Source organism: Acidovorax sp. GBBC 1281 (genome assembly GCF_028473645.1).
In the GTDB taxonomy this organism is placed as follows: domain Bacteria; phylum Pseudomonadota; class Gammaproteobacteria; order Burkholderiales; family Burkholderiaceae_C; genus Paracidovorax.
This window is the reverse complement of the sequence record NZ_CP097269.1, coordinates 1,573,431-1,596,384: the sequence shown is the minus strand read 5'-3', so window position 1 is coordinate 1,596,384 and position 22,954 is coordinate 1,573,431. Positions and strand designations below refer to the sequence as shown.

Sequence of the window (22,954 nt, the reverse complement as noted above, 5' to 3'; positions counted from 1 at the left end):
TCGGTAGCGGGGTGTAACACCCGCAGGCCAGGCCTGCACCCCGCATTACCATGGCGCCCACCACACAGGGAGACTCCATGATCCAAAAGCACCTGCCCGCCGCCCGGCTGGCCGCCCTCGCTGCCACCGCCCTGCTCGCGGCCTGCGGCACCAGCCCCCGCCTGAACTACACCCTGCCCGACCAGCCCGAAGGCGCGTCCGGCTATACCGAGAAGCCCGGCTGGGCGACGCAGAAGTTCGCCGTGGCGGCCGCCAACCCGCTGGCCACCGATGCGGGCTACCAGGTGCTCAAGGCCGGCGGCTCGGCGATCGATGCCGCCATCGCGGTGCAGATGGTGCTGTCGCTGGTCGAGCCGCAGTCGAGCGGCATCGGCGGCGGCGCGTTCCTGCTGCACTCGGCGGGCAGCCGGGTCGAGGCCTACGACGGCCGCGAGACGGCGCCGGCCGCCGCCACCGAGAACCTCTTTCTCGGCCCCGACGGCAAGCCCGTGCCTTTCTACGACGGCGTGGTGGGCGGCCGCTCGGTGGGTACGCCCGGCGCGGTGCGCATGCTGGAGCTGGCGCACAAGGAGCACGGCAAGCTGCCGTGGGCATCGCTGTTCCAGCCAGTCATCCAGCTGGCCGAGAACGGCTTCAAGGTGAGCCCGCGCCTGAACACGCTGCTGGCCAACGAAAAGTACCTGGCCCAGGACCCGGCCGCCCGCGCCTATTTCTTCGACGCGGCGGGCCAGCCCTGGCCCGTGGGCCATGTGCTCAGGAACCCCGAGCTGGCCGCCGTGCTGAAAGGCATCGCGAACAACGGCTCCAAGGCGCTGCTGGAGGGCGAGGTGGCGCAGGCCATCGTCGCCAAGGTGCAGGGCCACCCGACCAACCCCGGGCGCCTGGCGCTGGCCGACCTGGCTGGCTACCAGCCCAAGAAGCGCGAGGCGCTGTGCACGGACTACCAGGTGGCCTCCAAGGACTTTCGCCTATGCGGCTTTCCGCCGCCCAGCTCGGGCGCGATCGCCGTGGGGCAGATCCTGGGCATCCTGAAGAACACCGACGCCAACACGATGGCGCTGCAGGAAGGCCCCAAGGGCGCGGGCGACTGGCTGCCCAGTGCCGACTGGCTCTACCTGTACAACGAGGCCTCGCGCCTGGCCTTCGCCGACCGCGGCCTCTACGTGGCCGACCCCGACTTCGTGCAACCGCCGGGCGGTAGCTGGAGCACCCTGCTCGCCCCCGCCTACCTCGCCCAGCGCGCCAAGCTGATCGGCCCGCAGAGCATGAAGGTGGCGCAGCCCGGCAACCCCGGCGCGGTCCAAACCAGCCATGCGCCCATGCCCGACCAGATCGAGCACGGCACCAGCCACATCAGCGTCGTCGATGCCTTCGGCAACGCGGTGGCGATGACGACCACCATCGAAGACCAGTTCGGCTCGCGCCAGATGGTCAAGGGCTTCCTGCTGAACAACGAGCTGACCGATTTCAGCTTCGCGCCCAAGGACGCGCAAGGCCAGCCCATCGCCAACCAGGTGGAGCCCGGCAAGCGCCCGCGCTCGTCGATGGCGCCCACGCTGGTGTTCGACAAGCAGACCGGCCAAGTGGTGATGAGCGGCGGCAGCCCGGGCGGCGCGCTCATCATCCACTACACGGCCAAGACGCTCTACGGCATCTTCAACTGGGGGCTGATGCCGCAGCAGGCCATCAACCTGCCCAATTTCGGCTCGCTCAATGGCCCGACGATGCTGGAGGAAAAACGCTTCCCGCCGGCCACGGTGGAGGCGCTGCGTGCCCGCGGCGCCGAGGTGCGCGAGATGAACATGACCAGCGGCCTGCAGGCCATCACCCGCGCCGAGGTGCACGGGCAGCCGATGTGGCTGGGCGGCGCCGACCCGCGCCGCGAAGGCGTGGTGATGGGGGACTGAGCGCCCGCCCCTCAAAAAAAGAGCACCCGGCGGGTGCTCTTTGGCGTTGTGGCCCGGTGACGGCCGCTGCGCCAGCGCCTACTGCTCGGCGATCACGTCCAGGAACACCAGCGGCTCGGTGCCGGTGTTGGTCAGCCCGTGCGATTCGCCCTTGCGCACGATGGTCACGTCGCCCGGCTTCACGGCCACGTCCACGCCGTCCTTGTCCTTGAAGGTGCCGCGGCCCGAGACGATGACGTAGGTGTCCTCGTTGCTGGTGTGCTTGTGGTAGCCGATGGAGTCGCCCGGCTGCAGCGTGAGCCAGCTGATCTCCTTGATGGCCTGGTCCTTGAGCGCCTTGTCGCGCGTGAAGGCGTATTCGCCGGCCAGCGTGCCCTTGCCGCCGCCGGCGCCCTCCTTGTTGGCTTTCAGCAGCGCCTCCTTGGGGTACACCTCGGCCGACGCCGTCGATGCAACCCCCACCAGGGCGAATGCGGCGGCCAGCAGGCGGAACGTTTTTTTCATGGGTTGTCTCCTTTGGAATGGTCGGGTGGCAGCGCGGGCCGCCGCAGCATGCCGCGGCCCGTTCGCTGCCGATGCGATCTTATGCGCGCCCCCGCGCGCACCGCACCGGCCAGCACCCCGGCGGGACCCTGCGAAGCAGGATTGGTATCAAAACAGGCCCCGGCACAATCGACACTAGGGCATTCCGCTATTAAAACAATAGCAAGCGAATCGCCGCCTCACGCCGGTGCCTGGGCCGGCGCCACCGAGGCGCCCTGGATGCCGTGCCGCTCCAGCGCCTGTTGCACGAAGCCGCTGGCCTTGGCCTCCTCCACGAAGGCATGCAGCACACCCGCCGCGGCCTCGCCCCGGCCCTTGGGCAGCCCCCTGCTGGATGACCATGAAGCGGCCCGGCAGCAGGCGCAGGCCGCCGCCCAGGCGCTGCGCATCGGCCTGCAACTGCTGCTTGACGCCCGCAGCCACGTCGGCGCCTTCGGCCAGGAAGGTTTCCACGACGGCGGGCGACGTGGGGGCGCGCACCAGGGTGGCGGCCTTCATCTCGCGGCTCAGGTAGAGATCGTAGGCGCTGCCCTTGCCGACCACCACCCGGTGCCCGGGCCGGTCCACGGCCTCGTTGTCGCGCAGCGGCGAATCGTCACGCACCAGGTAGCAGCCTTCGATGAGCACGTACGGCGCGGTGAACGCGATGCCGGCACCCCGCAGGGGGTCCACCGCGAAAAAGCCGACGTCGGCCTGCTCCTGCGTGACGGCTTCGACCGATTGGCCGGCCGCATCGAACACGGCGAAGGCGATGGGCACGCCCAGGCGCTCGGCCAGCGCCCGCGCCAGATCGACGGACACACCGGACGGGTCCGCCCCCGGCGCACCGGCCTTGGCCAGGATGGGATTGCCCAGGTTGATGGACGCCCGCAACACCCCGGTGGGTGCAAAGGCCTGGAGGACGGCAGGATCGAGGGGCATGCGGCAGGAAGCGATGGGGTGGAAGAAAGCCGGTCGTCCGGGCGCGGGGCGAATCAGCCAACCGCCGCTTCTTGCGGCCAGTTCACCGGCGGCAAGGCTTGCAGCGCGGGCTTTGCAAAGAGGTAGCCCTGAAACAGATGGATGCCGAGGCCGCGCAGGGTGTGCAATTCGGCGTTGGTCTCAACGCCTTCGGCCAGCGCCTGCACGCCCAGGTCTTTGCACAGGCCCACGATGCTGCGCACGATGGCCTGCCGCACCGGGTGCCCATCGATGCCGCGCACCAGGTCGATGTCGATCTTGAGTAGATCGGGCTGGAAGTCGGCCAGCAGATTCAGGCCCGCGTAGCCCGCACCGAAGTCGTCGATGGCACTCAGAAAACCGTGGCGGCGATAGGCGTGCAGGATGCCTTGCAAGTGCGCCTTGTCCAGCGAATTCTCGCGCTCGGCGATCTCGAAAATGATGCGCTCGGTGGGGAACCCGCAGCGCTGCGCGGCCTGCAGCGTGACGCGGATGCACGCCTCGGGCTGGTACACGGCGTTGGGTAGGAAATTGATGCTCAGCCGGCAGGGCATGCCCAGTTGCGCGGCCAGTTCCACCGCTTTCACGCGGCACGCCTGGTCGAAGGAGTACAGGTTCTCTTGCGTCACCTTGGCCAGGATGCTGTAGGCCGAGCTGCCGTCCAGTCCGCGCACCAGAGCTTCGTAGGCATACACGCTGCGGTCGCGCAGATCGACGATGGGCTGGAACGCCATCGTGAATTCGAAATCCAGCGCCTGGCCATCGCGGCAGGCGGTGCAGGCGGAAGTGGGTGAGGATGGCAACTTCATGGCGGCACAGGAGCGATCGAACGTGTAGCTTACGCCCTTTCTGATGCCCTTCGCACGCCCATTGGTCAGGCCTGCAGGGACCTGCTCGACCGTGGACACCAACGGGATCCGAGCCCTTGCAGGAGGGTTTCAGGCTGCTGGGGCCCGATGCACTGCACCGGGCCCCGCCGCGCTCTTCGCTTCTTCTCCCCTCTCTCTTTGTGTCGGTTGCCGTTTCGGTGGCGGTGCCCGAGGTGTCAGGCGACCACGTGCACCAGTTGCATCATTCCCAGGTCTTCGTGGTCGAGCGCATGGCAGTGCCACACGAACTGGCCGTGGAAGTCGGTGAACCGCATGCGAAAGGTGATGCTGCCCATCGGCGGCACCGGGAGCGTGTCGGCCCAGTAGGGATCGACCGGCTCGCCGTTGACCCGCACCACATAGCTGTCGTTGACGTGGATGTGGAACGGGTGCGGGTAGCGGTTGAGGTTCTGGATGGTCCACTCCTCCACCGCGCCCAACGCCACCGTCTGCGTGGCCGTGAGCGACGACTGGAACGGCGACAGCCGGGCCTGCGGCGAGGCATCGCCGGACGAGAACACGGTGTCGGTGAAGCCATCCACGCCGTCGGACAGCGGGATGAACCAGCCCTCCCCCACCGGGATGGGCTGGGCCAGGCGCTCGCTCGTCTTGGGCAGCACGGCCAGCACCAGGCTGCGCTGCTTGCCGCCATGGGCCGCCAGTTCCTCATCGGTGATGGGCAGGTGCTCGGCATAGCGCGGCAGGCGCGCTGGCTGGGGCAGCGGGGTGGACAGCGGCGTGCCCTCCACCACGATGCGCGCGACGATCTCGTCCTGCGCCTCGCTCGACGGCGCCTTGACCGAACGCAGGTAATACGTGCCGGGCACGTCGCTGGCCTTCACCACGATCGAATGGCGGTTGCCGGGGTACAGCGCGTTGCCGGGCCAATGGGCGTTGTCGAACCGGTCCGAGGTGGCCGCGTTGATGGGCTTGAAGCGGCGGTTGAACACGTTGCCGTCCTTGGCATACGCCCAGAGCGTGTGGCCGTCCAGCACGGGGTTGAACGGGTAGAACGAGGCCGTGTTGATGAAGTGCCACTGCTGCACCTCGCCCGGCCGCATGACGATGGTGGGCTGGTAGGCACCATTGAGAAGAAAGCCCGACGACGCGGTACGGATGGAGTCGTAGAACGATTCCGTCTTGCCGTCGCCGGTCAGGTTGACCTTGTGCACGTGGATCGCGCGCTCGCGGATGTCCGGCGTGTCGATGAAGGTGTCCTTGGGGTCGTGGATGAGGATGGCGCCGAACATGCCGCTGGAGACCTGCACATTGGACGACCCGTGCAGATGGGGGTGGTACCAGTAGATGCCGTTGGTGTGGTCGGCCGGGATGGCCACCTCGTGCTGGCGGCTGGCCCCCGGCAGCACGCCGGCCTCGGCCATGTCCACCACGTAGTCGCCGAACACGCCGGGGCGGATCTCCCGCGGATCGACGTGCAGGCCGTGGAAATGCAGGTTGGTGCTGTTCTGGTGGTTGAGGTAGTCCAGCGAGGACTGGCCCTTCACGTTGGCCGGCAGTTCGTTGACCAGCCGGATGCGCAGCGTGTCGCCGGGCTGCAGGTGCAGCGTGGGCGCCATGTACTGGCCGTTGAAGCTGCGCAGCGCGGTCTGCACCGTGCGGGCCACGCCCGGATAGGCCGGCGGCTGCGATCCCGCGATGCGCAGCGGCTGCGCACCGTAGCGGGCGAACAGGTCCAGGCTGAGCTGGCCGCCGGACGACGTCAGCGCGGCGGGCTCGGGCAGCGTGTCCGCCGTGGCGCCGGAGGCGCTGCCGCCGCAGCCGGCCAGCGGGGCAACCACCGTGCCCAGGGAGAGCCCGAACATCCACTGCAGGCTGGCGCGGCGCGTCGGCTCCGGGGTCGAGAAAGAATCGGTCATGGCGGGCCTTCAGGCGAATGCGATGGGATGGGGACGGACCTGCACGGCGGTGGACGGAAACGCCCCGCAGGCGGACGAGCGGTTGTCGCCCCAGGCGAGCAGCCCGGTGCCGGTGCGCGCCAGCACGTGGCCCGATCCGGCCGCCAGTTGCAGCATGCCGCGCAGCGCCGGCACGCGCAGCGGCTTGGCGGAAAAGGCCATGCCGTCCCGCGCGAGCTGCCCCATGCCGTTCCAGCCCCACGCGAACACATCGCCCTGGCGCGACAGCGCCACGGTGTAGAACATGCCCGCATCCACCTGCGCCACGGCAAAGCCGGTGCGCACCCGCACGGGCCGGGCGAAATAGCGCGCGGCCGCATCGCCCGATTGCCCGTACTGATTGGAGCCCCAGGCCCACAGCCCGCCTTGCGCGTCCACCGCGAAGCTGTGCGTGTCGCCCGCGGCCACCTGCACGATGCGCCCGGGCAGGTCCACTCGCACCGGCAAGGCGGATTCAGTCAGTGCCCCGTTGCCGAGCTGGCCGGCCGCGTTGGCCCCCCAGGCCCAGACGCGGCCGGCACGGTCCAGCGCCAGCACGTGCGCATGGCCGGACGCCAGGTGCGCGATGGCGCCCAGGCCTTCGATGGCCTGCGGGCCGGATTCGCGCGACACCGTCACGCGGCCCAGTTGCCCGTAGGCCGCCATGCCCCAGGAGCGCACCGTACCGTCGGCCTGCAGCGCGAATGCGGCGGCTTCGGTCTGGGCCACCTGGACCACCGGGGACGGCAGGCCCGACACGCCCACGCGGTCGGCGCCGTGCTCCGGCGACACCACGGGCCGGCAGGCCACCACGGCGCCACCCTCACGCACGGCCAGCGTGTGGGAATGCCCGTCGTGCACCGCGGTGAACGGCAGGCCCGGGTTCAGCCACTGGGGCTGCGGCTGCGCGTAGCGGTTGTGGCCGATCTCGGTGGGGCTGGACGAGCACAGCTCGCCTGGATAGCCGGGTGGCAGCTGGGCGCCGAGCCGCTTGACGCCGCCCCAGCCGTAGGCCGCACCGTCTGCGGCGAGGGCGATGGACCGGTCGCGGCCGGCACTGATGGTGAGAAATGGCATGGAATGCGCCTCGCGGGTCAGGGCAGCAGCACGAGGTAGGCGAACCCTTCGGCGCCGCCGATCGTGGCCTTGATCTGGATCTGCTTTTTCGATGTGGGGGCCTGGGACACCGTCACCCGGCCGGAGGGGCTGATCTGCACGCCGGAATCGCTCGGGTTGCACGACCAGACGGCCATGTCCTTGTCGATGGCGGCCCCTGAACTCAGGACGCCCCGGATGCTGAGGTCGTACGAAAACGGGTATTGCTTGGTGATCTTCGTGGCAGGGGACAGCAGCAGCCGCTTGAGCACCGGCACCGGCGCGCTCTGGTTGCCGTAGAGGATGGCCTTGCCTTCGAGCCGGCCCCATTGCCCGGGCTGGTCCGACAGGTACCAGGGCAGTTCGGCCTTGATCGTGTAGGCACGTGGCGTGCGCTCCTGGCTGCGCAGTTGCACCAGGCCGCTGGTGCCTTCGTGGTTGGACACGTGCACGTCCGATGCGTTATCGCCCTCGACGCTCCAGATGGCATACTGGGTCACGTCCTTCCACTCGCCGCTGTCGGAGTAGCGCACCAGCGCCCAACCCTGCGCCGTGTCGGCCGTGGATTTGAAACCTTCGTAGAACTCGACCTTGAACTCCACGGGAACGGGCGGCGTGCGCACGTACAGCACCGGCATGGTCCACGGCACGGGTGGCTGCGAGGAGCCGTATTCGGTATAGCACTTGCCGTCGCCACGGCAGAATTTGATGCGGATGTTTTCCTCGTCGCCGTTGTACAGGTTCATCACCAGCGTGCGCAGTTCGTAGTCCGACTGGCCCCAGTGGCGATCGCGGCGCTTGTAGGCATTGCGGGTGACGATGTAGCCCGGGCCGAGGATCTTGTACGGCCTGGACCCCGCCTGCCCCAGGTCGGCGAAATGCCGGTAGCGGGTGGTGCCGTCCTGCTGGTACGACTGCGGCTTGAAGCCGAAATACCGCATGACTTGAGGCGTCGCAGCCGACTGTTCGCCGGAAGGCAGCCGATGGCGCACGGCGTTCGGCGGTATCAGGCTCTGCAGTTCGGTGATGCTGGGCAGGCGCCAGGGATTGCCCGCGCTCGCCGGGTCGGCCATCAGCCCTTCCAGACCGTCGTACTCGAACATCTCCGGTTTCCACATCAGGCCGGTGTCGCGGTCCAGGATGCTGCCGTCGGCGAAGGGCTTGAGCCCGTTGGGGTACATCAGCCGCTGGCGCTTGAGGTGGATGTGGTACTCGTCCAGGTGCCGCTCCGCCTTGTCCAGCTGCGGCGGATCGCCCGCATGGGCGGCCTCGACCTTGAGGTTCAGCGCCTGGGCCTGCAGTGCGCGCGCCTGGTTGAAGGCGTTGAACAGCAGGTCGTCATAGGCCGTTCCGGCGCGGCCCGAATAGAACTTGGGGTGGTCGTCCAGCAGCAGGCGGATCAGCCCCTTGGCATCGGCACCGGAGCCCACCTGGTTGTCGTGCAGCTGGGTCAGCACCAGGCTTTCATTCACGGACTTGACGAATTGCTCCTGAAGCTGGTCGGCCGTCGGCGGCGCATCCCCCGCTGCGCTGGCCAGCAACTCGGTCTTGTCCTGCACGAACGCCTTCAATACCTCCAGCGCCGTCAGGCGGGCGATGTAGGCCGTGGACCGCGGCACCTTGTCGATCGCCTCGCTCAGCCGCTTGATCTCGGCCGTGATCGCCTGCAGTTGCTTGGCGGTGGTGTCCTCTCCTTCACCCAGCCCCAGTTCGTTCAGGAAGCTGTTGATCCCGCTGACCCGCATGAGCCAGCCTTTGACCTTGCCGCCGGCCCAATCCTTGAAGTTGCCGGACAAGCCATCCACCAGGTCCTTGATGGTGGCGTCGGGGCTTTTGTCGGCGCCCAGCAGGCCGGTCGCGTTCCGTCCGAAGCGCTGGACGGAGACCGTGGCGTCGATGCCGTCCGCCACCTGCCGGGTCAGAGCCTGCGTGCCGCCCGCGCCGCGTGCGGCCTGGTGGAAGTGGTCAGCATCGAACCGGTCGCGGTCCAGGCTGAAGCCCAGAGTCCCCACGGGAAGGTCGGGCGGCAGCCCCAGCGACTCCAGCACGCGTGCCTGGGCCCGCGCCAGCGCCATCCCTGGCTGCGTGGCGAGGTAGGCATCCACCAGCGTGGAGATCGGCGACAGCACGACCGCCGTGCCGGACCGGTAGTCCTCGAGCCGGGCGGCCAGGTGCAGGCCGTCCCCCAGGTCCAGGACGAGGCGCAGGCCGCCCTGCGCCGCGTGCACCAGCACCGTGGCATGGCCGTCGAAGGCCGTCTGCACCAGCGTCTGGCCGCCCGCGCCGAAGACCGTGAGCGTGCCCTGGCCCGGGCCGCCCGGCTCGGCATGGACCGGTACCGACAGCGCATGGGGTGCAGGGCCGAGTCCGCCTTCGCCGCAGCTTCGGACGAGGTCAAGATGCTGCAGGGGGTCGAGGGGGCTATCCACAGGGTGCATAAGTTGTGTCCGGCAGGCCGGTCCATTGGGGTGATGACGCAGTTTTTTCGCCCGGAATCGGGCGGCAGGCCTCCCGCCCACCGGTGCATCGTGACGTTTCGCCCCGGCCGTTTCAACCCGCTGATCCAGTGGGGATTTCCATCCCACGCCGCGGCCAGAGCACTCCATGCAGCCCATTGAGACGGGCGGCCATGCCAGGCCCAACGGGTGAGACGCGGGGTCCATTTCGACCCCGTTCGGCGCGCAGGGTTTTTTTCGCGACCTGTCGCGCGTGCACTACATTTCGAGTGGAAACACACAGAAAGCGACAGACCGCCGAAGGGAATTCATGGCAAACGAGATCCGTCCGGCTTCCGATGCCCATCCACCCCGCCGCCATGCTGCGCTCGCCAGTCCGCACGTCCCAGGGACCCTGGTGGAGGTCTCCACCGACCCCATCCCCTCAGGCGAGCGCCTCGACTTCTGGCGGGAATCGGTGCTCAGCCGAATGCGCCCCGAGTCCGACGCGCCGGACGGAGCGGCGTTCGGCGGGCGGCTGCGGCGCATCGTCGGCCATGGGGCCGATCTGGTCGAGCACGCGAGCGAGGCCGTGCATGCCGTGCGCACCGAGGCCATGTGCCGCCGGGACGGCGCGGACGACATCAGCCTGTCGCTGATGGTGGAGTGCGACTGGGCCACCCAGGAAAACCACGGAGCGCAGCAGATCTCGGCCGGCATGCTCTACCTCGTGGACTACGCCCGGCCCGTGGAGATCCGGCGCTCACGCCACCGCGACATGTCCCTCATCGTGTCGCGCAAGACGATCCACGACACCCTGGGCCCCGGCTTCGCACTGCCCGACCAGCTGCCGCAGCGCCCGGGCCTGGGCAGCGTTCTGCAGACCCTGATGGCCGCCACCTGGCGCGAGGCGCCGCGCATGGGAATCGACGAACGCACCGTGGCGCTGAAAGCCTGCACCGACATGGCCCTGGCCCTGCTGCAGACATCGCAGAAAGCGGGTCTGCAGGCCGATGCCGGCCGCTTCGACGACAGCCTGTACCGGGCGGCCTGGGGCCTGGTGCGGCGCCACTGCGGCGACCCGGCCTTCGGTGCCGAGCGGCTGGCGGTGCTGCTGGAATGCTCGCGTGCTTCGCTGTACCGACTGTTCGCACGCCATGGCGAAGGCGTGGCGGCGGCCATCTGGAGCGCCCGGCTGGAGGCCGCCTGGCAGCAGATCACCGCGACCGCAGGGGCCGTCACCGAGCGGCCCAGTCTCTCGGAGATCGCCCTGCGGTGCGGGTTTTCGGACCCGTCCACCTTCCAGCGCATGTTCAAGCGCCGCTTCGGCCTCAGCCCGCGCGAGGCGCGCCACCAGGCGAACTGACCCGCGGGCCGACCGGCGGGTACCGGCACCGGCGCGTTGGGGGACAATCGCCGGGTGTCCATCCCCCAGTCGTTCATCCAGGAATTGCTCGCCCGCGTCGATGTGGTCGACATCGTCGGCCGCTACGTGCAACTCAAGAAGGGCGGCGCCAACTTCATGGGGCTGTGCCCCTTCCACGGGGAAAAATCGCCCTCGTTCAGCGTCAGCCCCTCCAAGCAGTTCTACCACTGCTTCGGCTGCGGCAAGAACGGCAATGCCATCAGTTTCCTCATGGAGCACGCCGGCATGGGCTTCGTGGAGGCCGTGCAGGACCTGGCCCAGCAGGTGGGCCTGCAGGTGCCGCAGGACGACGTCTCTCCCCAGGAGCGCGAGCGCGCCGCCGCCCAGCGGCAAAAGCAGGCCACGCTGACGGACGTGCTCGAGAAGGCCGGCGAATCCTTTCGCAAGCACCTCAAGGATTCGCCGCGTGCGGTGGGCTACTTCAAGGGGCGCGGCGTGTCCGGCACGGTGGCCAAGCGCTATGGCCTGGGCTACGCGCCCGAGGGCTGGCGCAATCTGGCCAGCGTGTTTCCCGAGTACGACAGCCCCCTGCTGGCCGAGAGCGGCCTGGTGATCGTGAACGAGGAGGACGACAAGCGCTACGACCGCTTCCGCGACCGCGTGATGTTCCCGATCCGCAACGTGAAGGGCGAGTGCATCGGCTTCGGCGGGCGCGTGCTGGGCGACGACAAGCCCAAGTACCTCAACTCGCCGGAAACGCCCGTGTTCCACAAGGGCCGCGAACTCTACGGCCTGTTCGAGGCGCGCACCGCCATCCGCGAACACGGCTACGTGCTGGTCACGGAAGGCTACATGGACGTGGTGGCACTGGCGCAGCTCGGCTTCCCGAACGCCGTGGCCACGCTGGGCACGGCCTGCACGCCCGACCACGTGCACAAGCTTTTCCGCTTCACCGAAACCGTGGTGTTCAGCTTCGACGGCGACGCGGCCGGGCGGCGCGCAGCGCGCAAGGCGCTCGACGGCGCCCTGCCCTACGCCACCGACACGCGCAGCGTGAAGTTCCTGTTCCTGCCGGCCGAGCATGACCCCGACAGCTTCATCCGCGAACACGGCACCGAGGCCTTCGCCCGGCATGTGGGCGAGGCGCTGCCGCTCAGCCGCTTCCTTTTGGAGGCGGCCCGCGAGAACTGCGACCTGGGCACCGCCGAAGGCCGGGCCCACATGGTGAGCAACGCGCGGCCGCTGTGGTCCGCCCTGCCCGACGGCGCGCTCAAGCGGCAGTTGCTGACCGAACTGGCCGAGCTGGGCCAGCTCGACGCACGCGACCTGTCCGATCTGTGGAACCAGGCCGCGGCACAGGACGCGAGCCGCCAGGGCGGCGGCGCGCACCGCGCGGCCCCCGGGGGCGCCCCCCCGCCCGCCTACGCCGACGAACCACCCTGGGGCGCCTCGGCGCAGGACGCCGGCTGGGCCCCGGCCGGCGAGCCGCCCGGCGGCGGCCAGGGCTATGCCGCCAAACCGTTTCGCAAAAACAACGGCGACTGGAAAGGCAAGGGCCGCTGGAAGAAGGAGGACGAGCGCCCCATCCAGCCGCGCCTGCCCCGCACCCCGGCAGCGAGCCGCACGGACCATGCGGTACGGCTTCTGCTGTCGCACATGGAGTTCCTGGAAGACCTGGCCCACGAGGACCATGCGGTGCTGTGCGCCCAAGCGCCGCCGCACGGGCCGCTGTTCACCTGGCTGGAAGGCCAGTTGCACGAGCACGGTCCGCTGGCCTGGGCCGTGCTGCGCGAGAGCCTGCGCGGGCACGAATGCGAGGGGCTGGCAGAGCGTGTGATGACTGGCTCGCACGCCCATACCGAGGGCGACGTGCAGGAACTGCGGGCCGAGCTGCGCGACCTGCTCGACCGCATGCTCATCGAGGAGCTCAAGCGCCAGCAAAACGAGCTCATCCTGCTGGCGGCGCGCGACCCGGCGGCACTGGCGCAGTACCAGGCCCTGGAGCAGCGGCTCAAGGCATTGCGCGGAATTTCGCTCAAGCCGGCTTGAAATTCCCCTGGGCCGCTATAATGTAGGGTTAATCGGCAAGAGCGACAGCAGCACCTCCGGGCCGGGCAACCGTGACACACACGCACGACCGCCCTTCACACCGCAAGGACTGCACACCAAATGTTCGCCCACACATCTTGCCCCTGAGGGTCGCTCCCTCGAACCGCGAAGGCTCCGGCCTTTGCCGTGCCACCCGCGCCGGGATCCATGGCGCTTGCGTTTTCTTTGTGTCCGTTTTTGATCCTGAGGTGTCCATGCCTGCTCAAAAGTCCGCGAAGTCGCCCAAGTCCGCCCCAGGCACCGCCGCGAAGGCCGCTTCCAAACCTGCTGCCAAAGCCGCAACGACCGAGCCCAAGAAGGCCCTGGCCGCCGCTGCTCCAGCCGCCAAGAAAGTCCATACCGTGCCCGTGAACAAGTCCTCTGACAAGGCCGAAGCCTCCGAAGAAACCAAGAAGCCCGCCCGCGCCAAGGCCGCCGCGGCCTCCGCCGACGACGAAACGCCAAAGAAGCGCCCCGGCCGCCCGGCCAAGGCAGCCGGCGCCGCCGCAGCCGACAAGGCCCCTGCCAAGCGGGGCCGCAAGCCCAAGGCCGGCGCGGACGACGATGCGGTGGGTGACGACGCCGACCTGTCCGACATCGAGGCCGACCTCGAAGGCGAACCCGAAGCCGAAGCCACCCCCACGGCCACGGTCGAGAAGGTCAAGCCCCTTCGCATGAAGATCAGCAAGGCGAAGGAACGCGCCTTGATGAAGGAATTCGGTCTGGACGAGACCGTCCTGTCCGAGGAAGACCTGGCCAAGCGCCGCTCGCGCCTGAAGACCCTGATCACCCTGGGTAAGACGCGCGGCTACCTGACGCAGGTCGAAATCTCCGACCACCTGCCCGACAAGCTGGTCGATGCCGAGACGATGGAAGTCGTGGTCACGATGCTCAACGACATGGGTGTGGCCGTGTACGAGCAGACGCCCGATGCCGAGACCCTGTTCCAGAACAACGTGACGCCCACCGCGGCGACCGTCGAGGAAGCGGAAGAAGAAGCCGAAGCGGCCCTGTCCACCGTGGACAGCGAATTCGGCCGCACCACCGACCCCGTGCGCATGTACATGCGCGAAATGGGCACGGTGGAGCTGCTGACCCGCGAAGGCGAAATCGAAATCGCCAAGCGCATCGAAGGCGGCCTGCAGGCCATGATGGAGGCGATCAGCGCATCGCCCGCCACCATCGCCGAGATCCTGAACATGGGCGAAGAGATCCGCGAAGGCAAGGTCGTCATCTCCACCATCGTGGACGGCTTCTCCAACCCCAATGAAGCCGACGACTACGTGGCCGAAGAAGACTTCGACGAATTCGACGAAGAGGACGACGACGACGGCAAGGGCGGCTCCAAGGCGCTGACCAAGAAGCTCGAAGAACTCAAGCGCGAAGCCCTGTCCCGCTTCGACACCATGCGCGACCTGTTCGAGAAGGTCCACAAGATCTACGACAAGGAAGGCTACGGCACGCCTGCGTACATGAAGGCCCAGCAGGCCCTGTCGGCCGAGCTGATGACCATCCGCTTCACCGCCAAGACCATCGAGAAGCTGTGCGACATGGTGCGCGGCCAGGTGGACGACGTGCGCAAGAAGGAGCGCGAACTGCGCCGCATCATCGTGGACAAGTGCGGCATGCCGCAGGAAACCTTCATCAAGGAATTCCCGCCCAACCTGCTGAACCTGAAGTGGGTGGAAAAGCAGGCGGCGTCCGGCAAGCCCTGGAGCACCGTGCTGCAGCGCAACATTCCGCCGGTGCAGGAGCTGCAGCAGCGCCTGATGGACCTGCAGGCGCGCGTGGTGGTGCCGCTGCCCGAGCTCAAGGACATCAACAAGCGCATGAACGAGGGCGAATCGTCCTCGCGCGATGCCAAGAAGGAAATGATCGAGGCCAACCTGCGCCTCGTGATCTCCATCGCCAAGAAGTACACGAACCGCGGCCTGCAGTTTCTGGACCTGATCCAGGAAGGCAACATCGGCCTGATGAAGGCCGTGGACAAGTTCGAATACCGCCGCGGCTACAAATTCTCGACCTACGCCACGTGGTGGATCCGCCAGGCCATCACGCGCTCGATCGCCGACCAGGCGCGCACCATCCGCATCCCGGTGCACATGATCGAGACGATCAACAAGATGAACCGCATCTCGCGCCAGCATCTGCAGGAGTTCGGCTTCGAGCCCGATGCGTCCATCCTGGCGGCCAAGATGGAGATTCCGGAAGACAAGATCCGCAAGATCATGAAGATCGCCAAGGAACCGATCTCCATGGAAACGCCGATCGGCGACGACGAGGACAGCCACCTGGGCGACTTCATCGAGGACGGTGCCAACACCGCCCCGATCGACGCCGCCATGCAGGCCGGCCTGCGCGATGTGGTCAAGGACATCCTGGACGGCCTCACGCCGCGCGAGGCCAAGGTGCTGCGCATGCGCTTCGGCATCGAGATGTCCACCGACCACACGCTGGAAGAAGTCGGCAAGCAGTTCGACGTGACGCGCGAGCGCATCCGCCAGATAGAAGCCAAGGCATTGCGCAAGCTCAAGCACCCCAGCCGCAGCGACAAGCTGCGCAGCTTCATCGACTCGCTGTAATCAGCCCGCCGCCGCCCCCCTGGGCCGCGTCCATCGAAAAGCCTGCCCCCGCCTTGCGGGAGCAGGCTTTTTTCATGGCTGGACGTTTTCGCGGAAGCACCCCTTGGCCCGCATGGGAAAGAGTCCCACCACCCTTCGGAAGATGGCCGGCCGCCACATGCGGCGTTTGGCAAGACATGCGAAATTGGCACGTGTTGCTTTCCAAAATTTCGCTTTGGATTTGAAAATCTGAAACATAGACTTACGAACGACATTGCACTACCAGCAAGTTTCCACGCAGATGGACAGGGAGGGAGGGTAGAAGCCGAAGCGGCTGACCCATGGAGCGAACCGCACGCCGCAAGAGGAAAGCATTGAAGTGCGCGCCACCTGCAACTCCGCCCCGGCACTTGCGGGTGGCGCATTTTTTTCTGAGCCCATCAAGAAAGAAAGAGCACGTCCATGAACCACCCATTCTTCGGGAACCTGCGCATCGGCCCCCGCATCACGCTCGCATTTCTTTCCACGATCGTGTTGCTGCTCCTCGTGGCCGGCATCTCCATGTCGGCCCTGAGCAACGTCAACCAGGCGCTGACGCTGGTGACCAAGGACTATTACGTCAAGGTCCGGCTGCTGAACGAGATTTCCGACGAGGTCGATCAGCAGGCCCGCTACGTGCGCAACCTGGTGATCTTCGATGACGCAACCCAGCGGGCGCAGGAGATCAAGGGCATCGAAGGCAGCCGCGAACTCATCACCGGCATGTACGCAAAGCTCACGCCCACGGTGCAAAGCGACATGGGCAAGCGGTTGCTCGCAGACACGCAGGAGCAGCGGGCCGCCTATGTGAAGGACGTGGACGCCTTCCTTTCGCTGATCCGCGCAGGCCAGACCGAGGAAGCCAAGGGCCTGCTGGCCAACACGCTGCGGCGCAACCAGCTGGCCTACATGGCAGCGATCGACAAGATGTCCGATCACCAGCAACTGCAGATGGACAAGGCCAGCGACGGCGCGGACCGCGAGGTGAAGACGGGCTTTCAGCTCATCATCGGCATCGCGTGCGCGGCGGTGGCCGTGTCGTTCGTGCTGGGCTGGCTCATCACGCGATCCATCACCCGGCCCATCGGGCGCGCGGTGCAGATCGCCGAGACCGTGGCGGCGGGCGACCTGACGTCGCACATCGAGGCGAACAGCAAGGACGAGGTGGGCCAGTTGCTCAACGCGCTGCAGCGCATGAACGCCAGCCTGGTGCAGATCGTGGGCAACGTGCGCACGAGCGCCGATTCCATCGCGACGGGGTCGGTGCAGATCGCCAACGGCAACGCCGACCTGAGCCAGCGCACCGAGGAACAGGCCAGCAACCTGGAAGAGACCGCGGCGTCCATGGAAGAACTGACCTCCACCGTGCAGCAGAACGCCGATTCGGCCCGCCGTGCGCACCAGCTGGCCTCCGGCGCGTCGGCCGTGGCCACGCAGGGCGGTTCGGTGGTGGGCAACGTCGTGTCCACCATGCAGGACATCCAGCAGAGTTCCAGCCGCATGGCGGAGATCATCGGGGTGATCGACGGCATCGCCTTCCAGACCAACATCCTGGCGCTGAACGCCGCGGTGGAGGCGGCCCGCGCCGGCGAGCAAGGGCGCGGCTTCGCGGTGGTGGCCAGCGAGGTGCGATCCCTCGCGGGGCGCTCGGCGGAGGCCGCCAAGGAGATCAAGGCGATGATCGAAGCCAGCGTCTCGCGCGTGAGCACCGGCAGCGACCTCGTGGCCCAGGCCGGGCGCACCATGGACGAGGTGGTGGCGCAGGTCACGCAGGTGTCCACGCTGCTGTCGGAGATCAGCGCGGCCAGCGCCGAGCAATCGAGCGGCATCAACCAGGTGGGAGATGCGGTGCAGCAACTGGACCAGGTCACGCAGCAGAACGCGGCACTGGTGGAGGAAAGCGCTGCCGCCGCCGACAGCCTGAAGTTCCAGGCCGAATCGCTTTCGCGCATGGTGGCCCAGTTCCGCCTGCCGGGCGATACCGATGCCGGCACGGCCGGAACCCCGACTGGCACCGCCCGCAGCAGCAGCAACAGCCGCCATGGCGCGCTGCCGGCGCCCGCGCAGCGGCTGATCGGCTCGTCGGGCGCCTACTGAGCCGGCGCTCCCGCCCGATGGCGGGGCTCAGCAGCCGAGCTGGCGCACCTGGAAGTAATCCTGCGCCAGGTCCAGCCAGGCGCGCGCCGCGGGCGTGTGCGGCACGCCGCGGCGCCAGGCCAGGGTGAAGTGCCAGATGGAGGGCAGATCGTCCACGTCGAGGTAGCACACGCCGGGGTGCTTGCTCCAGCGCGTGATGACGCGCGGCAGCAGGATCACCCCGAGCTGCTGCGCCACCAGCTGCACCAGGAAATCGACTTGCCCCGTGCCCATGACGGACACGTTGGGCCGCACACCCTGCCGCGCACAGGCCTGCAGGATCGCCCGGTTCACGGTCGTGCCCTCCTCGAACAGGATGAGCGGCCATTGCGACAGATCCGCGAGCGCAATGCGGGTGGTGCCCCTGGGCACGAAGGCCTGTGGCACCAAGGCCACCATGGGCTCGGTGCGCACATGCTGCCAGTCGAAGTCGTGAGCGGCTGGCGCCACCAGCGCCGCCAAGTCCACCTCGCCCGCCCGCAGCTGCGCTTCCAGCCGGTCGAGCGGCTCGACCACCATCGTCACGTCGATGGCCGGAAAGCGCTGCCGGAACTCGGTGAACAGCCCCGCGTAGTAAGCGCTGGTGCCCATGCGGGGAAAGCCGATGCGCAGGCTTCCGCGCTGCACCTGCTGCATTTCCGCCAGTTCGCCCTCCAGCCCATGCATCTCATGCAGGATGTTCACCGCGCGGCGCAGCAGCAGATCGCCCGCAGCGGTGAGGCCCTTGCCGCGCCCCGTGCGCGCGAGCAGTTGCACACCCATCTCGGATTCGAGCCCCTTCATCGCCTTGCTGACCGCCGACTGCGTGGCGCACACCACCTTGGCCGCTTCGGCGAAGCTGCCGTGTTTGGCGATTTCCACGAAAAGGCGCAGGGTCTTGATGTCCATGGGGATGGATGAGCACGAAGGACACGAGAAAACCGACGATACAAGCAAATGCCGACCCATCACAGGGCCCCGGCCAGCATAAGGCCCCCCGCACGCCCCGCGCCACCCCCATGGCAAACGCCCGGCCTCGCAGGGCGAGGCCGGGCGTCGGAGCGATGCCGCCAGGGCAACGGTTCTGGTCAAAAAGGCCTGCAGCACATATCTTACTAGGGCATATTGCTCATATTTTTATAGCAAAACGCTCCGCCATATTCTCAGGAAGCCAGGGCCCGCATCTCCGCGATCAGGTCGGACTTTCCCTCTAACCCGATGCCTGGCAACGGTGGCAACGTGACGTAACCGTTTTCGACCTTCACGCCGTCCGGGAAGCCGCCATAGGGCTGGAACAGGTCGGGGTAGCTTTCGTTGCCGCCCAGGCCCAGGCCCGCGGCGATGGCCAGCGACATCTGGTGGCCGCCGTGGGGGATGCAGCGGCTGGGGGACCAGCCATGGTCCTTGAGCATGTCCAGCGTGCGCAGGTATTCCACCAGCCCGTAGCTCAAAGCGCAGTCGAACTGCAGCCAGTCGCGGTCCTTGTGCATGCCGCCGTGGCGGATGAGGTTGCGCGCGTCCTGCATCGAAAACAGGTTCTCGCCCGTGGCCATGGGGCCTTGGTACACCTCGCCCAGCCTGGCCTGCAGTTCGTAGTCGAGCGGGTCGCCGGCCTCTTCGTACCAGAACAGCGGGTACTGCGACAGGGCGCGGCCGTAGTCGATGGCGGTCGGCAGGTCGAACCGGCCATTGGCATCCACCGCCAGCTGCTGGCCCGGGCCGAGGATCTTGAGAACCGACTCGATGCGCTCGCAGTCGTCGGCCAGCGAGGCTCCGCCGATCTTCATCTTGACCACCGAATAGCCACGCGCCAGATAGCTCTCCATTTCCTTGCGGAGGCCGTCCAGCCCCTTGCCGGGGTAGTAGTAGCCGCCGGCGGCATACACGAAGACGCGCGGGTCGGGCGTGCCGTTGCCGTAGCGTTCGGCCAGCAGCTGGTAGAGCGGCTGGCCGGCGATCTTGGCCACCGCGTCCCACACGGCCATGTCGATGGTGCCAACGGCCACCGAGCGCTCGCCGTGGCCGCCGGGCTTTTCGTTGATCATCATGCGGGCCCAGACCTTGTGCGGATCGAGGTTCTCGCCGGTGCCGTCCACCAGCGTGGCGGGGTCGGCTTCGAGCACGCGGGGGATGAAGCGGTCGCGCATCAGCGCGCCCTGGCCGTAGCGGCCGTTGGAGTTGAAGCCGTAGCCGATCACCGGCTTGCCGTCGCGGACCACGTCGGTCACGACGGCCACCAGGCTCAGGGTCATCTTCGAAAAGTCGATGTAGGCGTTGCGGATGTCGGATTTGATGGGCCGGGTGGATTCGACGATATCGACGATTTTCATGGTGCTTGGGTGGTTGAAAAAAGAAGGATCAGCGGGCGAGCGAGGAGCCCCCGCAGATGGCGATGTCCTGCCCCGTGATGGCCGCCGCCGGCGGCGACAGCAGGTAGCCCACGAGCGCGGCGATCTCGCCGGGCTCGATGAGGCGGCCGATGGGCGGCAGGCGCGGTGCGCTGCCGGCGCGGGCGGGGTCGTTCAGCATGCCGGTGGCGGTGGCTGCGGGCGAGACGACGTTCACCGTCACGCCCTGCCCCGCCACTTCGGCCGCCCAGCTGCGCGCCAGCGCGACCAGCGCCGCCTTGGTGGCCGCGTACTGGCCGCGCCCGGGCATGCCCTGCGCCACGCGGCTGCCGATGAACACCACCCGGCCGTTCCCACGTGCGGCCATGGCGGGCACGATGGCATCGGCCAGGCGCGTGGCGGCATCGACGTGCAGGCGCCACATCAACCCGCCGCCTGCGTGGTCCAGTTGGCCCAGCGGGCCCACGCGCAGCACACCCGCGGCATGCACCAGGGCCTGGACGGCCTGCAGCCCCGCGGCGGCACGGGCGATGTCTTCGCCATCGGTCAGATCGACGGCCACGGGCGTGAACGCGGCATGTTCGATGGCCGGCGTGGCCACGTCCAGCCCGCTCACCTGCCAGCCCGCGGCCAGCAGCGACTCGGCGATGGCGCGGCCGATGCCGCTGCTGCTGCCGGTGACGGCGGCATGGGCGCCTGTGGGCAGCGTGCCGTCATTCCGCACGGATGTTGCCCTCGGTCACGATCTTCTGGGAGCGCTCCATGTCGGCGCGCTGGAACTTGGCGAAGTCGTCCACGCTGCCCGGCGTGACGAGCAGCCCCTGGTCCTTGAGCTTCTGGGCCATGTCGCCGGCCAGGGCCTTGTTCACCTCGGCGTTCAGGCGCTGCACCAGCGCGGGCGGCGTCTTGGCCGGGGCCCACAGGCCGTACCAGCTGTAGAACTCGAAGCCAGGAATGGTCTCGGCCACCGTGGGCACATCGGGCAGGTTGGGCACGCGCTGGGCGGAGGTCACGGCCACCACCTTCAGCATGCCGCTCTTGTGGTACTGGAGCGAGCCGAGGATGGGGTCGATGAAGCCGTCGATCTGCCCGCCGATCAGGTCCTGGAAGGCCGGCGCCGTGCCCTTGTAGGGCACGATGAGGTAGTCGATCTTGCCGGCCCGTTTCAGCAGCTCGGTCGAGAGATGCCCCGCCGAGCCGATGGAGCCCACGGCGAAGGTCATCTTGCCCGGGTGGCTCTTGGCGTAGCCCAGCAGGGATTTGATGTCGGTCACCGGCAGGTCCTTGTTGACCGCCACCGACAGGGGCGCCTTGGCCACCAGCGCCACGGGTGCGAAGTCCTGCGTGACGCTGAACGGCACCGACTTGAGTGTCATCGGCGCGGTCGTGAAGGTGGAGGCGCTGAACAGCAGCGTGTAGCCGTCCGCCGCGGCCTTGGCGACCGCGTCGCCGCCGATCACGCCGCTGCCGCCGGGCTTGTTGTCGATCACGAAGCTCTGCCCGGTCTGCTCGCCGAGCTTTTGCGCCAGCATGCGGCCCACGGCATCCAGCGTGCCGCCCGGCGGGAACGGGATCACCACGCGCACCGGCTTGTTCGGGTAGGTCTGCGCGAAGCCGCTGGCAGCGGCAGTGAGCGCGAGGGCGCCGAGGACGGCGCGGAGGAATGGCTTGCGTTGCATGGCTTGTCTCCTGTCTTTATGGGGTCGCGAATGTCCGGTGCGGGCCGTGCGGTGCGGCCCGTCTTGTCATGGCACCCGCAGATCAGCGCTGCAGCAGGCCCGCCTGCCGTACGGCGGCGCGCAGGGCCTCGACCTCCTGGGCGTTGGGCGCCTCGGTGGGCGGGCGCACGGTGGCGTCGTCGATCACGCCGGCCAGGTACATGCCGCCCTTCATGCGCGCATGGGCCTCGCCCGTGGGCTCGCCGCCGCCGTACACCGCGTCCTTGAGCGGCGTGATGACGGCCTGCACGGCCATGGCCTTCTTCAGATCGCCGGCCTTCACCGCGTTCCACAGGTCGATGATGAGCTGCGGGATGAAGGTGGCGAAGCCCACCAGCGCGCCATCGACGCCCTGCACCATCGAGGCCAGCAGGTATTCGTCGTGGCAGGTGAGGATGGCCTTGGAGGCGTCGGCCTCGCGGATCGCCTGGATGTCGCGGGCGTACTTGTTCATGTCGCGCTGGCCCACCTTGAAGGCCTGCAGGTAGGGCAGCCGGGCGAGTTCGGCCAGCAGTTGCGACGAGTACGAGGCGCGCGTCCACGCCGGGTACACGTGGCACACCAGGTCCAGGCCCGGCGCGGCCCGGTGGATGGCCTCGAAATACTGCAGCGCATGGCCCGGCGTGAAGCCGAATCGCAGCCAGTGGTGGGGCGGCATGACATCCAGCGCCACGGCGCCGGCAGCCTGGGCGGCGCGGGCATGTTCGGCGGCCTCGGCCAGGCCCTCGCAGACGATGGAGGAGATGACGGGCGTGCGGCCCTTCAGTTCGTCGGCCACGATGCGGGTGACCTCGGCGCGCTCGGCGGGGGTGAGGGAAAACACCTCGCCGGTGTGCCCGTTGGTCATGATGGCCACCACGCCCTCGTGGCCGGCCAGCCAGGCGGCGAGCTTGCGCAGGGCGGGCTCGTCGATGCGGTGGTCGGGGGTGAAGGGGCACGAGATGGCGGGGATGATCCCGCGATAATTCGCGATGGAAGGCATTCAAAGTCTCCGTTATGGGTGCAGGGGAACGACAACGCAGCGGATCTTCCGGCG

15 protein-coding genes and 1 pseudogene are annotated in these 22,954 nt (G+C 68.0%); 5 read left to right on the top strand and 11 right to left on the bottom strand.

Translation table 11 applies throughout. The annotated features are described in order from the left end of the window. Window positions 1-77: 77 nt before the first annotated feature. Window positions 78-1,907, top strand: coding sequence for a gamma-glutamyltransferase family protein (locus M5C96_RS07245; protein WP_272568203.1), 1,830 nt, complete (start codon window positions 78-80; stop codon window positions 1,905-1,907). A 78-nt stretch (window positions 1,908-1,985) separates the two neighbouring features. Here M5C96_RS07245 and M5C96_RS07240 read toward each other — a convergent pair whose 3' ends face one another. The 6 genes and pseudogenes from M5C96_RS07240 to M5C96_RS07215 all read right to left on the bottom strand — a co-directional run bounded on the left by M5C96_RS07240 (window position 1,986) and on the right by M5C96_RS07215 (window position 9,686). Next, entirely contained in the window at window positions 1,986-2,411 is a 426-nt protein-coding gene (locus M5C96_RS07240; RefSeq protein ID WP_272568201.1) for a cupin domain-containing protein, read from the bottom strand. A 218-nt stretch (window positions 2,412-2,629) separates the two neighbouring features. Beyond that, a pseudogene (locus tag M5C96_RS07235) lies at window positions 2,630-3,371 on the bottom strand (transporter substrate-binding domain-containing protein). A gap of 53 nt (window positions 3,372-3,424) precedes the next feature. Beyond that, on the bottom strand, window positions 3,425-4,198 hold the full coding sequence (locus tag M5C96_RS07230) for an EAL domain-containing protein (RefSeq protein ID WP_272568199.1): 774 nt from the start codon (window positions 4,196-4,198) through the stop codon (window positions 3,425-3,427). Between the two features lie 236 nt (window positions 4,199-4,434). Beyond that, on the bottom strand, window positions 4,435-6,135 hold the full coding sequence (locus M5C96_RS07225) for a multicopper oxidase family protein (RefSeq protein ID WP_272568198.1): 1,701 nt from the start codon (window positions 6,133-6,135) through the stop codon (window positions 4,435-4,437). Window positions 6,136-6,144: 9 nt separating this feature from the next. Further along, window positions 6,145-7,230 (bottom strand): RCC1 domain-containing protein, encoded by a 1,086-nt coding sequence (locus M5C96_RS07220; protein ID WP_272568197.1) that lies wholly within the window; start codon window positions 7,228-7,230, stop codon window positions 6,145-6,147. A gap of 17 nt (window positions 7,231-7,247) precedes the next feature. Beyond that, entirely contained in the window at window positions 7,248-9,686 is a 2,439-nt protein-coding gene (locus M5C96_RS07215) for a hypothetical protein (RefSeq protein WP_272568196.1), read from the bottom strand. A 328-nt stretch (window positions 9,687-10,014) separates the two neighbouring features. Between M5C96_RS07215 and M5C96_RS07210 the strand changes: the two genes are divergently transcribed. The 4 genes from M5C96_RS07210 (at window position 10,015) to M5C96_RS07195 (ending at window position 17,834) form a co-directional block, all read left to right on the top strand. Beyond that, on the top strand, window positions 10,015-11,049 hold the full coding sequence (locus M5C96_RS07210; RefSeq protein ID WP_272568194.1) for a helix-turn-helix domain-containing protein: 1,035 nt from the start codon (window positions 10,015-10,017) through the stop codon (window positions 11,047-11,049). A 54-nt stretch (window positions 11,050-11,103) separates the two neighbouring features. Then, window positions 11,104-13,098, top strand: coding sequence for a DNA primase (gene dnaG / locus M5C96_RS07205; RefSeq protein WP_272568192.1), 1,995 nt, complete (start codon window positions 11,104-11,106; stop codon window positions 13,096-13,098). A 254-nt stretch (window positions 13,099-13,352) separates the two neighbouring features. Further along, window positions 13,353-15,719, top strand: coding sequence for an RNA polymerase sigma factor RpoD (gene rpoD / locus M5C96_RS07200; protein ID WP_272568190.1), 2,367 nt, complete (start codon window positions 13,353-13,355; stop codon window positions 15,717-15,719). Window positions 15,720-16,160: 441 nt separating this feature from the next. Then, window positions 16,161-17,834, top strand: coding sequence for a methyl-accepting chemotaxis protein (locus M5C96_RS07195; protein ID WP_272568188.1), 1,674 nt, complete (start codon window positions 16,161-16,163; stop codon window positions 17,832-17,834). A gap of 27 nt (window positions 17,835-17,861) precedes the next feature. Here the strand turns inward: M5C96_RS07195 and M5C96_RS07190 are convergent, their stop codons facing one another. From M5C96_RS07190 to M5C96_RS07170, 5 genes are all read right to left on the bottom strand, one after another. Next, window positions 17,862-18,761 carry a LysR substrate-binding domain-containing protein gene (locus M5C96_RS07190; protein ID WP_272568187.1) on the bottom strand — a complete coding sequence of 300 codons (900 nt, stop codon included), beginning with the start codon at window positions 18,759-18,761 and terminating at the stop codon, window positions 17,862-17,864. A gap of 254 nt (window positions 18,762-19,015) precedes the next feature. Continuing rightward, window positions 19,016-20,182: a mandelate racemase/muconate lactonizing enzyme family protein gene (locus M5C96_RS07185; protein ID WP_272568186.1), complete on the bottom strand. Its 1,167-nt coding sequence runs from the start codon at window positions 20,180-20,182 to the stop codon at window positions 19,016-19,018. Between the two features lie 28 nt (window positions 20,183-20,210). Beyond that, complete coding sequence (locus M5C96_RS07180; protein WP_272568185.1) at window positions 20,211-20,924, bottom strand: SDR family NAD(P)-dependent oxidoreductase; 714 nt, start codon at window positions 20,922-20,924, stop codon at window positions 20,211-20,213. Beyond that, a complete protein-coding gene (locus M5C96_RS07175; RefSeq protein WP_272568184.1) occupies window positions 20,914-21,879 on the bottom strand; it encodes a Bug family tripartite tricarboxylate transporter substrate binding protein in 966 nt (321 codons plus the stop codon). The genes M5C96_RS07180 and M5C96_RS07175 overlap by 11 nt, the downstream gene beginning before the upstream one ends. An 82-nt stretch (window positions 21,880-21,961) precedes the next feature. Beyond that, window positions 21,962-22,900, bottom strand: a complete 939-nt coding sequence (locus M5C96_RS07170; RefSeq protein ID WP_272551826.1) for a dihydrodipicolinate synthase family protein — start codon at window positions 22,898-22,900, stop codon at window positions 21,962-21,964. Window positions 22,901-22,954 lie beyond the last annotated feature (54 nt).